This is a genomic window from Enterobacter cloacae complex sp. IR5412, assembly GCF_049237385.1.
Taxonomy (GTDB): Bacteria; Pseudomonadota; Gammaproteobacteria; order Enterobacterales; family Enterobacteriaceae; genus Enterobacter; species Enterobacter intestinihominis.
This window is the reverse complement of the sequence record NZ_JBMKHQ010000002.1, coordinates 225,168-236,532: the sequence shown is the minus strand read 5'-3', so window position 1 is coordinate 236,532 and position 11,365 is coordinate 225,168. Positions and strand designations below refer to the sequence as shown.

Genomic DNA, 11,365 nt, shown 5'->3' with positions numbered 1-11,365 from the left:
GGGGAGAATCGGCTATGATAGAAATTTCCTGCTTTAAGAATTTGCTTTAGTGAACCCGTCGCTTATGAAACCTCTTCGTCAACAAAACCGCCAGGTTATTAGCTATGTACCCCGCGTTGAGCCCGCGCCGCCAGACCATGCCCTGAAGGTGGATGGTTTTCGCGATGTCTGGATGCTGCGGGGTAAATACGTTGCCTTCGTGCTGATTGGCGAGCACTTCCGTCGCTCCCCTGCGTTTACGGTGCCGGAATCGGCGCAGCGATGGGCAATGCAGACCCGCCAGGATGAAGAGGTTGAAGAATAACAGCCATAAAAAAACCGCCCGATGGCGGTTTTTTTATTTCAGCAGTGATTAACGATGTGCCAGTTCGGCATCATCTTCACTGTCGAGAATCGTTTTGTCGGTCTGCTTCAGCCACTGGCTGGTCAGGGTACCGGCGGTCATTGAACCACTCACGTTCAACGCGGTACGACCCATATCGATCAGTGGTTCAACAGAGATCAGCAGGGCAACCAGCGTTACCGGCAGCCCCAGCGCAGGCAGAACGATCAGCGCAGCGAAGGTCGCGCCGCCGCCCACGCCCGCAACACCGGCGGAGCTAATGGTCACGATACCGACCAGCGTCGCAATCCAGACCGGATCCAGCGGGTTAATACCCACGGTTGGGGCGACCATCACGGCCAGCATCGCCGGGTAGAGACCCGCACAGCCGTTCTGCCCGATGGTGGCGCCAAAGGAGGCCGAGAAGCTGGCGATAGACTCGGGTACGCCCAGACGACGTGTCTGTGCTTCCACGTTCAGCGGAATCGATGCCGCGCTGGAACGGCTGGTGAAGGCGAAGGTCAGCACCGGCCAGACTTTGCGGAAATATTTCAGCGGGCCAACGCCGTTCACCGCCAGCAGGATGCCGTGCACAACAAACATGATGCCCAGACCGAGGTACGAGGCAATCACAAAGCTGCCAAGCTTGATGATGTCTTGCAGGTTAGAACCTGCCACGACTTTGGTCATCAGCGCCAGGACACCGTACGGCGTCAGCTGCATGACCAGACGCACCAGCTTCATTACCCAGCTTTGCAGGGTATCGATGGCAGTCAGAACCCGCTCGCCTTTCGGCGCATCGTCCTTCAGCAGCTTCAGCGCAGCCACGCCCAGGAACGCAGCGAAGATCACTACGCTGATAATGGAGGTTGGGCTTGCACCGGTCAGGTCAGCAAACGGGTTTTTCGGAATGAAGGAAAGCACCATCTGCGGAACGGTCAGATCGGCCACTTTACCCACGTAGTTGGTCTCAATCGCCGTCAGACGCGCGGTTTCAGCGCTACCCTGCACCAGACCTTCAGCAGTCAGGCCGAACAGATTGGTAACCAGCACACCCACCAGCGCCGCAATCAGCGTGGTGAAGAGCAGGGTGCCAATGGTCAGGAAACTGATTTTACCCAGTTGAGAAGCATTATGCAGGCGGGCTACGGCGCTCAGAATTGAGGCGAATACCAGCGGCATAACGATCATTTGCAGCAGCTGTACATAGCCGTTACCGACAATGTTGAACCACTGAATGGAATCTTTCAGTACCGGGCTGTCGGAGCCGTAAATAGCGTGTAAGGCCAGGCCAAACACCACGCCCATGACCAGACCAACCAGTACCTTTTTCGCCAGGCTCCACTGTTTGTGGCGAGCCTGGGCGAGAAGCAATAGCAATACGACGAACACAACAATGTTCGCGATGAGTGGAAAATTCATCCCCGTTCTCCTGATTTATTATACGGTCGGTTTTTACCGAACCTGTTGGCGCAAGGTTATCAGAAGTGTGATGTGGCGCTTATATCCATATGGAATGGTTTATGACAAAAGTGATTATATTGTCGGTTTAATGTTCAATTTGGTGATTAATAAAACGATTGAACTGAAATTGCAGCGAGTTGATCATCTGCGATGACCAGCGCACTGCACCATTTTCGGGCAATGTCTGCGGCATCCAGACGGCATAGGCAAACAGCGCCATGCACAGAACGCGCTCCAGCTGGTTGCCTTTTTGCGGCACGAGGATTGGCAGGCGGAAACGCCAGCGGCAGGGCCAGAGCAGCGGAACGCCCGCTGGCGTCAGCATATCGGCGAGGATATGGCTTAAGTAGCCGAGCACCATGCCCTGAATGGCATCCGCCGGGACTATCCAACTCTCGGGAACCTTCAAATAGAAGAGTGTAAGCAGGCCAAATACGGCCAGCAGGCTGTGGGTAAACCCTCGATGACCAAAGGCTCTGGCGATGGGTTTTGAAATCCACTTCAGCCGCTGACCAAGGAATGATTTTGGATGGTCGATGTCCGGCAGCAGGCAGGTCAGCACGGCAGAAGGGACAATATGCCACCAGTCCCCCTGGGCCAGCACAGGGGTCAGTTCAGCGTTTTTAGCAAACACTGCACAGGCAAGTGAAAAAAGCAGGTGGCCTTCCGCCGTCATGATAAAACCCGGTAAACTGTCAATCCATACAGTATAGGGTTTTTATACAGTGTGTGAAAGAGGTGACGGTGTAACTCTTTGTCACAAACCGGCGGTTAGCGCGCCAGCCAGCCACCGTCTACGGCAAGGGTATGGCCGTTAACGTAATCCGACGCCGCCGAGGCCAGAAACACCACCGGACCCTGTAAATCCTCCGGAAGTCCCCAGCGGCCCGCCGGAATTCGGTCGAGGATCGCCTGGCTGCGCTGCTCATCATCGCGAAGTTGTTGGGTGTTATTTGTCGCCATATAACCCGGCGCGATAGCGTTCACGTTAATACCTAGCGGCGCCCATTCGTTTGCCAGCAGGCGGGTGAGCCCGAGGACGCCGCTTTTCGAAGCCGTATAGGACGGCACCCGAATGCCGCCCTGGAAGGAGAGCATGGAGGCAATGTTAATGATCTTGCCGCCCTGACCCTGCACGATAAACTGTTTCGCTACTGCCTGAGAGAGGAAAAAGACCGATTTCAGATTGAGATCGATGACCTCGTCCCAGTCCTTCTCGCTAAATTCCAGCGCATCGCACCGACGAATGGTGCCGGCATTGTTAACCAGAATATCGATGCGGCCCATCTCTGTGACGGCGGTATCCACGACGCTCTGAATACTCTCATGCTTGCCGAGATCGGCGCGAATTGCGATAAAGCGCCGTCCCAGCGCCGTGACGCGCGCTGCCGTTTCGTCAGGAACCTTGCGGTTTACCCCCACGATATCGCATCCTGCCTGGGCGAGGGCAATGGCCATGCCTTGCCCCAGACCGGTATCGCACCCGGTCACCATCGCCACTTTTCCTGCCAGAGTAAAAGCATCCAGTATCATACGCGCCTCAGAAGTCAGGTTATTGTCATTCTGCACGTAAGGATAGGAGTCTGGAATGAGAAAAGCAAATAAAGTAAAACGTTGTTTTGATTTTGTGATACAGGCAGCCGAAGCTGCCTGAAAGAGCGTTACTCTCCGCGCAGATGGCGGGCAGTCAATTCTTCAAGAGACGTCAGCCTGACATCCGCGAGGGCAAAGCGGGGATCGTGTCGGCCTTCTTCAGCCGGCACAACGATGGAGCGCATACGTGCGGCTTTGGACGCCACCATGCCGTTAACCGAATCTTCCAGCGCCACACAGGTAAGCGGATCCAGCCCCAGTTTCGCGGCGCAGTCCATATACACCTGCGGATGTGGCTTGCTGTAAGGAAGCTTTTCGGCCGAGGCCAGCGCGTCGAAGCTGTCGCGCAGCCCGAACATCGTCAGCACTTTTTCCAGCATATGCAGAGGTGAGGCAGAGGCAAGCCCCACTTTCATCCCTTGCGCCTTGCACAGGGCGATAGCGTCGCGTACGCCCGGTAACAGAGGCTTATTCTCTTCTACAAGGGAGATAGCACGGTTGATAATGCGCGCCGTAACTTCGTCGCGATCCGGGCCAACCCATGGCTGGTGGGCATACCAAAGGTCAACCACCATATCGATGCGCAGCCCCAGGGTATCGGGAAGCTCATTACGACGACTGATATCGACGCCGAGGCTGGCCATCACGTCCAGTTCAGCCCGATCCCACAGGGGTTCGGAATCAATCAACAATCCATCCATGTCAAAAATAGCGGCAAGTATCTGGCGCGGTGTCGACATTACAACATCTCCTTATCTTGGGGGTAAGACGAACGGTGCTAAGCACAAGCAATTTAGCATAATGCATTCAAAGATCGGGCGAAAATGACCGACAGCAGGTAGACTTAGGCACAAATAACGCGTCTTTATGAAGAGGAACTAATGACGTATCAACAAGCTGGACGCATCGCAGTCTTAAAACGTATTGCTGGTTGGGTTATTTTCATTCCCGCCCTGATTTCAACGCTGATCTCCGTACTTAAATTTATGTACGATCACAGCGAAAAACAGCCGGGCATTAATGCCGTCATGCTCGATTTTGCCCACGTCATGATTGAGATGATGCGGTTTAACACCCCATTCCTGAACGTCTTCTGGTTCAACTCGCCCACCCCGGATTTTCACCACCAGCTGAATGTCGGGTTCTGGATAATCTATGCGTTGATCTTTATCGCGATGGCGTTGCAGGCCTCCGGCGCGCGCATGAGCCGCCAGACCCGCTTTTTACGCGAAGGGGTAGAAGATCAGCTGATACTTGAGAAGGCGAAAGGCCCTGACGGGATGAGCCGCGAGCAGATCGAATCGCGCATTGTCGTTCCGCGTCATACCATTTTTGTGCAGTTTTTCCCGCTCTATATCCTGCCGGTTATTATCATTGTGGCCGGGTATTTCTTCTTTACGCTGCTCGGCTTCCTGTAATGTCAAAGGGGGCGAATTGCCGCCCCCTCCCGCTATGCCGCCAGGATACGGTCCAGCGCCCGCTGGGCATTCAAAAGATGACTCCCGCCAAACAAAATCGCCCGGTTTAGCAAGGTGTACAGCTGATAAACCGGCTGACGTTCAAGGAAACCCGCAGGTAACGGCGAGACAGACTGATAGCCATCATAAATTTGCGGCGGCTGTTCAGGGTGCAACGGCAGCATCGCCAGGTCACATTCTCTGTCGCCCCAGTAGCAGGCCGGGTCAAATATATAGGGACCATCAGGCCCAAGCGCGCAGTTGTTCGACCATAAATCACCGTGCAGAAGGGAAGCCTGAGGCTGATGCGAAGCCAGACGCTGCTGAATGTGTTCAACAATCGCGTCGATGTTGCCGAACGCTAGTCCCTTTTCAGCGGCCAGCTCCAGCTGCCAGCCTATGCGCTGCTCGGCGAAAAAAGTCGACCAGCGGCGTTGCCACGCGTTTGGCTGTGGGGTGGTAGAGAGGTCGTTATCGAAATCGAGCCCAAACTGAGGTTGATCGCTCCACTGGTGCAAACGGGCGATCTGTTGGCCGAGAATAAAGGCGTTGTGCGCATCCAGAGGGCGCGCCGGAAGATAGTTCATCACCAGAAAGCTGTAGTCACGATCGCTGCCAACGGCTAAAACCTGTGGAACGTTGACTGTTTTACTGCGCGATAACAACTCAAGCTGATCGGCTTCGGCCGTAAAAATGGGGAGCAATTCGCGCTCATCACATTTCACGAAGAGATCGCGCCCGGCGTAACGTAAATGCCATGCGGCATGGATCTCTCCGCCTGGCAGTTCGTTACGCAGTTCAATTTCACCTTCACCCAGTTGCTCACTTAAAAGATGACTGATAGCCTGCCACATGATGTCTCTCCCATGTTGTCTGCCAGATCATAAAGTTAGCGCAAAACGGCTATAAAAAAACAGGAACTAACGCACAACTGAGCGGTTTAATTTTGTACAGGGCACTTATTGTTCTTTTTTATGCCAGTTTTCCCAGCTATCCACATCAATTTCCGTGGCTTTGTCAGTCACGCTTTCCACCAGGCTACTGGCCAGCGCCTTCACCTCCTCCTGACTCAGCGGGCTTATCAGGCCAAAGGCCAGCGAGCCGAGATCGTGAATATTGCCCTCATCGTCCGTCAGCGTGAGCAGAAAATTCGCCCGCGTGAAAGCGTTGTTGAGTTCATTCAGTTCGGTCAGCGATGCTTCATGAATATTGACGGTTACGACGTAGCGGGTGATATCACCACTGCTCATAATTCACCTCGTTGTTATCCTGAAAGTTTTCTTAGCATAGTCGATAAGCCATATTTGGCGACTTCCCCCTCCACGGGAAGGGGAAGCACGTTCAGCTTCTCGCCAGGTAATCGACAATTTTCTGGGTATCCGCAAGCGAACACAGACGGGTTCCCTGATTGATGGTGGCAGCGCTCCCTGCCGCGACGCCATAGCGTGCCATCTCCAGAAGCGAAGCGCCCTGCGCCAGCTTCAGCACCATCGCGCCAACCATACTGTCACCGGCACCCACGGTACTCTGACTTTTCATCGGCGGTGGAACAACCTGCACGCAGCCCGTCTTGTCGACGGCCAGCGCACCCTGAGGACCGAGAGAGACTACAACGCGATGCGCTTTGCCCGTGCGTACCAGCTCTTCTGCGGCAGTACGCACGTCATCAGGCTGGTTGAGCTCGCGATTGACAAGCGCACTGAGCTCTTTCTGGTTAGGTTTGACAAGTTCAAGTTGTCCGGGCTCTAACGCCGCCTTCAGGGCATCGCCTGAGCTATCGACAATGCAGCGGATGCCGCGCTGGAGCACCGCCTGAACCAGTGCCGTCAGCTTTTCTGTTTTGACGCCCGGCGGCAGGCTACCGCTGATCACCAGCAATGAGCCGCTTTCAATGGTCAGCACTTTCTCTTCCAGTTGACGAAACTCATCATCGCTCAACTTCGCCCCTGGCATCACAAAACGATATTGCTCGCCGCTGGATTCAACATGGACATGCAGGTTTTGCCGGGTCCAGTCTCTGGCGTCAACGGTATCTACGGCAACCTGTTCATCTGCCAGCAGCGCAACCAGATGCTCACCCGTGGCGCCGCCAGCGGGGAAGATGGCGGTTGCTTTTCCGCCGAGATGGGTAATTGCGCGCGCCACGTTAATGCCGCCGCCGCCCGGCTCAAACACCGGCGCGCTACAGCGCAGCTTACCTTCCGGATAGATTTGCGGCGTCATGGTCGCAGAGTCGAGGGAAGGGGAGAGCGTCAGCGTGTAAATCGAAGCCATCATGACCTCCTTTTATCATGGGTTATTTTAAGCCTGGCACCGTTTGGCAGGAAGGCAACGTAAATAACAGTATGATTTTAAAAATGAATGCTGACAAAAAACCTTGGCCGGGTATATACATTAAATCGCGTTTTGGGATCGTTCTTATTCAAAAAATGAAAGAAGAAATTATTGCTATGTTATTTGCGGCTTTTTATAATTTGTTACCTTTCTATGGTCGCCTTGTCATTGATCCGCAAGAAAGTTTCCGAGACCGTGACGGTCTCTTTTTATGTTGTACGGACTCCTAAAATAAATGAAGCTTTTGAAGACAGTACCCGCAGCACTGATGCTGGCGGGTGGCGTATTTGCGTCACTGAATGCAACCGCCGATGATACCGTTTTTACTGTCATGGACGATCCCTCCACTGCCAAAAAACCCTTTGAAGGTAACGTGAATGCCGGGTATCTGGCGCAATCCGGTAACACGAAAAGCTCCTCCATGACCGCAGACAGCACCCTGACCTGGTACGGCAACACCACGGCCTGGTCGCTGTGGGGCAATGCCAGCAACACGTCTGCTAACGATGAACGCTCCTCTGAGAAATACGCGGTAGGTGGGCGTAGCCGTTACAACATGACAGATTATGACTACCTGTTCGGGCAGGCGAGTTGGCTTACTGACCGCTACAACGGCTATCGCCAGCGCGATGTCATGACTGCGGGTTATGGTCGTCAGTTCCTGAATGGACCGGTGCACAGCCTCCGTTTTGAATTCGGTCCGGGTGTCCGTTACGACGAGTACACCAACGGCGAAGATGAAACCCAGCCGCTGGGTTATGCATCGGGCACCTACGCATGGCAAATGACTGACAACGCTAAATTCACCCAGGGTGTGTCGGTGTTTGGTGCTGAAGATACAACGCTGAACTCTGAAAGTGCGTTGAACGTGGCTATCAACGAACACTTTGGACTCAAGGTGGCGTACAACGTAACCTGGAACTCTTCACCGCCTGATTCCGCGCCGGAACATACCGATCGCCGAACCACGATTTCTTTAGGTTATAAAATGTAATTTCTTCGGGCCGAGACTATTCTCGGCCTGTTTTTTATTTTTTGAAACTGTGCTTATTTATATTAAACGGCGTTTTGAAATAATAGGCATGGTTTCGTCTTCATAATTTCTCCATAATTAGGCGACCAGGCCTTATTCAGTTTATTTGACACGATTTGATAAATAATTTGACTAGGCAAAAGTGTGATCCAGATCTACACTTACGGCACAGGCAAAAAACTCGCCTCAGGCATTTCTGCATTAATTAAGTATGAGAACAGAATTATGAAAAAAATCAAAACCGCTACAGCAGCGATGGTGCTTTCCGCACTTTCATTTGGCGTATTTGCTGCTGATAATATGACGCAACCTGCCAGTGACGTTAACAGCCCAGTCGGGATCGCTAAAGCCTCTGATGTTGAAGCAGGCTCCAACATTGCCCCTGGCTCCCAGTCTACCGGCCAGTCAATGAATGATGCATTTGATGTACACAAGCTGGTGGCGGGTGAGTGGTCCTGATATTTCAACTGCCACATGTGATGGAATATATACACTGTTACAGCCTGGCGAAAACCGGATTATGACGTACCGGTTTTGGACCATAAATTATCGTAAAGATAGTTAAGATTTATTCAGTAAATTCACGGCACGTTTTCGCTGACATAATATTAGCCCCAGATCATCGCGGCCCAGCGCAGCAGCAACATCGCGCCGCAAATAGCGATTAACACCACGACCATTTTCCAGTGCTTAACGGCAAATCTTTTTGTTGGCATAACCCAATCCTTGTCAGTTGATACCCTTAGTCTACCAAAGTCTGCGCCAGAAAGCGCTTTACCTGGGACAACAGGTTATGCCAGAACAGCGGTTCGGCTTAAAACCAGTGGAATCTGTCGGCCAGTATCAATACCAGACCAGCAGCGGAAAGTAGATTCAATATCACAACGGTTCTGCTCGATACATTCATGTGATACCCCTTCGATGTTTAAGGACCAGATCAAGAATAGCTCAGCACTTTCGGATTGCGAGCCCCCGTCAACAAAAGTTCATGAACGCAGACATAAGGATGAGCGGTTCAAATCGGTCGCGGGAAGGTGCATTCGCCCTGTTAATAGTGTTACCATTACGCTGCTTGCCGTAAATCCGCATTTATCTGAATCGGCAGGTGCATGATGACGAACCAATTTGACGATTGTTGGTCAGATGGTTTCGTAATCTACTGTTTAATCACGATTATTTTCTTTGTATATGCTCTTATGTGTGGGGCATCACTGCAAATAAGGATATAAAATGCCTGTAATTACTCTTCCTGATGGCAGCCAACGCCATTTCGACCACGCTGTAAGCCCAATGGATGTTGCCCTGGATATCGGTCCTGGACTCGCAAAAGCAACCATTGCAGGCCGCGTAAACGGTGAGCTGGTAGACGCGTCCGATCTGATTGAAAGCGATGCAACGCTTGCGATCATCACCGCGAAAGACGAAGAAGGTCTGGAGATCATTCGTCACTCCTGTGCGCACCTGTTAGGTCATGCTATTAAGCAGCTGTGGCCCAACACCAAAATGGCGATCGGCCCGGTTATCGACAACGGCTTCTACTACGACGTTGACCTTGACCACACCCTGACACAGGAAGATATCGACGCGCTCGAAAAACGTATGCATGAGCTCGCCGAAACGAACTATGACGTCATCAAGAAGAAAGTCAGCTGGCATGAAGCGCGTGAAACCTTCGTGAAGCGCGGCGAGAGCTATAAAGTCTCGATTCTTGATGAAAACATCGCTCATGATGACAAGCCTGGCTTGTACCATCACGAAGAATATGTCGACATGTGCCGTGGACCGCACGTGCCGAATATGCGCTTCTGTCATCACTTCAAACTGATGAAAATCGCAGGCGCCTACTGGCGTGGCGACAGCAACAATAAAATGTTGCAGCGTATCTATGGTACCGCATGGGCCGATAAGAAAGCCCTGAACGCGTACCTGCAACGCCTGGAAGAGGCGGCTAAGCGTGACCACCGTAAAATCGGTAAGCAGCTTGACCTGTATCATATGCAGGAAGAAGCGCCGGGGATGGTGTTCTGGCATAACGACGGCTGGACAATCTTCCGTGAACTGGAAACGTTCGTGCGCTCCAAGCTGAAAGAGTACCAGTATCAGGAAGTGAAAGGCCCGTTCATGATGGACCGTGTGCTGTGGGAAAAAACCGGCCACTGGGACAACTACAAAGATGCGATGTTCACCACTTCGTCTGAGAACCGTGAATACTGCATTAAGCCAATGAACTGTCCGGGCCACGTTCAGATCTTCAACCAGGGTCTGAAATCCTACCGCGATCTGCCGCTGCGTATGGCGGAGTTCGGTAGCTGCCACCGTAACGAGCCATCAGGTGCGCTGCACGGGCTGATGCGTGTTCGTGGCTTTACTCAGGATGATGCGCATATCTTCTGTACTGAAGATCAGGTACGTGATGAAGTTAACGCCTGTATTCGTATGGTCTACGATATGTACAGCACCTTTGGCTTCGAGAAGATCGTGGTCAAACTCTCAACGCGTCCGGAAAAACGTATCGGTAGCGATGAGACATGGGATCGCGCAGAAGCGGATCTCGCCGTGGCGCTGGAAGAGAACGGTATTCCGTTCGAATACCAGCTGGGCGAGGGCGCATTCTACGGTCCAAAAATTGAATTTACCCTGTATGACTGCCTCGATCGCGCATGGCAGTGCGGAACGGTACAGCTGGACTTCTCCCTGCCGCAGCGTTTAAGCGCCTCTTATGTTGGCGAAGACAACGAGCGTCAGGTGCCGGTTATGATTCACCGTGCGATTCTCGGTTCACTGGAGCGCTTCATCGGCATCCTGACTGAAGAGTTCGCGGGCTTCTTCCCAACCTGGCTTGCGCCAGTGCAGGTAGTTGTGATGAACATTACCGATTCTCAGGCGGATTACGTTAAAGAATTGACGCAGAAACTACAAAATGCGGGCATTCGCGTAAAAGCAGACTTGAGAAATGAGAAGATTGGCTTTAAAATCCGCGAGCACACTTTACGTCGTGTCCCGTATATGTTGGTCTGTGGTGATAAAGAGGTGGAAGCAGGCAAAGTTGCCGTTCGCACCCGCCGTGGTAAAGACCTGGGGAGCCTGGACGTAAGTGAAGTGATTGAGAAGCTGCAACAAGAGATTCGCAGCCGCAGTCTTCAACAACTGGAGGAATAAGGT

At 52.7% G+C, this 11,365-nt stretch carries 15 protein-coding genes; 6 read left to right on the top strand and 9 right to left on the bottom strand.

Annotated elements, in window-relative coordinates:
- Positions 1-64 precede the first annotated feature (64 nt).
- Positions 65-304: a cell division activator CedA gene (gene cedA, locus ACOTX2_RS04665; RefSeq protein ID WP_022647825.1), complete on the top strand. Its 240-nt coding sequence runs from the start codon at positions 65-67 to the stop codon at positions 302-304.
- A 48-nt stretch (positions 305-352) separates the two neighbouring features.
- On the opposite strand, the gene tcyP is transcribed toward cedA, so the two are convergent.
- From tcyP to hxpB, 4 genes are all read right to left on the bottom strand, one after another.
- Entirely contained in the window at positions 353-1,744 is a 1,392-nt protein-coding gene (gene tcyP, locus ACOTX2_RS04660) for a cystine/sulfocysteine:cation symporter (RefSeq protein WP_022647826.1), read from the bottom strand.
- A 127-nt stretch (positions 1,745-1,871) separates the two neighbouring features.
- Positions 1,872-2,462, bottom strand: a complete 591-nt coding sequence (locus tag ACOTX2_RS04655; RefSeq protein ID WP_015570742.1) for a metal-dependent hydrolase — start codon at positions 2,460-2,462, stop codon at positions 1,872-1,874.
- A 95-nt stretch (positions 2,463-2,557) separates the two neighbouring features.
- Positions 2,558-3,319, bottom strand: coding sequence for a 2-dehydro-3-deoxy-D-gluconate 5-dehydrogenase KduD (gene kduD, locus ACOTX2_RS04650; protein ID WP_023299906.1), 762 nt, complete (start codon positions 3,317-3,319; stop codon positions 2,558-2,560).
- Positions 3,320-3,447: 128 nt separating this feature from the next.
- A complete protein-coding gene (gene hxpB / locus ACOTX2_RS04645; protein ID WP_100148775.1) occupies positions 3,448-4,119 on the bottom strand; it encodes a hexitol phosphatase HxpB in 672 nt (223 codons plus the stop codon).
- A gap of 141 nt (positions 4,120-4,260) precedes the next feature.
- Here hxpB and ACOTX2_RS04640 point away from each other — a divergent pair, with 141 nt between their 5' ends.
- The gene (locus ACOTX2_RS04640) at positions 4,261-4,797 is read left to right on the top strand and encodes a YniB family protein (RefSeq protein ID WP_015570741.1); all 537 of its coding nucleotides are present in this window, start codon (positions 4,261-4,263) and stop codon (positions 4,795-4,797) included.
- 32 nt (positions 4,798-4,829) lie between these two features.
- On the opposite strand, the gene ACOTX2_RS04635 is transcribed toward ACOTX2_RS04640, so the two are convergent.
- The 3 genes from ACOTX2_RS04635 to pfkB all read right to left on the bottom strand — a co-directional run bounded on the left by ACOTX2_RS04635 (position 4,830) and on the right by pfkB (position 7,110).
- Entirely contained in the window at positions 4,830-5,690 is an 861-nt protein-coding gene (locus tag ACOTX2_RS04635) for a fructosamine kinase family protein (RefSeq protein ID WP_048966333.1), read from the bottom strand.
- Positions 5,691-5,795: 105 nt separating this feature from the next.
- Entirely contained in the window at positions 5,796-6,086 is a 291-nt protein-coding gene (gene ghoS / locus ACOTX2_RS04630; protein ID WP_003857822.1) for a type V toxin-antitoxin system endoribonuclease antitoxin GhoS, read from the bottom strand.
- A 91-nt stretch (positions 6,087-6,177) separates the two neighbouring features.
- Positions 6,178-7,110: a 6-phosphofructokinase II gene (gene pfkB / locus ACOTX2_RS04625; protein ID WP_022647831.1), complete on the bottom strand. Its 933-nt coding sequence runs from the start codon at positions 7,108-7,110 to the stop codon at positions 6,178-6,180.
- A 17-nt stretch (positions 7,111-7,127) separates the two neighbouring features.
- Between pfkB and ACOTX2_RS04620 the strand changes: the two genes are divergently transcribed.
- The 3 genes from ACOTX2_RS04620 (at position 7,128) to ACOTX2_RS04610 (ending at position 8,662) form a co-directional block, all read left to right on the top strand.
- Positions 7,128-7,400, top strand: a complete 273-nt coding sequence (locus ACOTX2_RS04620; protein WP_022647832.1) for a hypothetical protein — start codon at positions 7,128-7,130, stop codon at positions 7,398-7,400.
- Between the two features lie 5 nt (positions 7,401-7,405).
- Positions 7,406-8,164 carry a DUF481 domain-containing protein gene (locus ACOTX2_RS04615; RefSeq protein ID WP_022647833.1) on the top strand — a complete coding sequence of 253 codons (759 nt, stop codon included), beginning with the start codon at positions 7,406-7,408 and terminating at the stop codon, positions 8,162-8,164.
- 264 nt (positions 8,165-8,428) lie between these two features.
- Positions 8,429-8,662: a hypothetical protein gene (locus ACOTX2_RS04610; protein WP_032622263.1), complete on the top strand. Its 234-nt coding sequence runs from the start codon at positions 8,429-8,431 to the stop codon at positions 8,660-8,662.
- 149 nt (positions 8,663-8,811) lie between these two features.
- On the opposite strand, the gene yniD is transcribed toward ACOTX2_RS04610, so the two are convergent.
- Both yniD and yncL read right to left on the bottom strand, forming a co-directional pair.
- On the bottom strand, positions 8,812-8,919 hold the full coding sequence (gene yniD / locus ACOTX2_RS04605) for a small membrane protein YniD (RefSeq protein WP_003857815.1): 108 nt from the start codon (positions 8,917-8,919) through the stop codon (positions 8,812-8,814).
- Between the two features lie 98 nt (positions 8,920-9,017).
- Positions 9,018-9,110 carry a stress response membrane protein YncL gene (gene yncL / locus ACOTX2_RS04600; RefSeq protein WP_071785204.1) on the bottom strand — a complete coding sequence of 31 codons (93 nt, stop codon included), beginning with the start codon at positions 9,108-9,110 and terminating at the stop codon, positions 9,018-9,020.
- Positions 9,111-9,433: 323 nt separating this feature from the next.
- Between yncL and thrS the strand changes: the two genes are divergently transcribed.
- Positions 9,434-11,362 (top strand): threonine--tRNA ligase, encoded by a 1,929-nt coding sequence (thrS, locus tag ACOTX2_RS04595; protein ID WP_006809077.1) that lies wholly within the window; start codon positions 9,434-9,436, stop codon positions 11,360-11,362.
- Positions 11,363-11,365 lie beyond the last annotated feature (3 nt).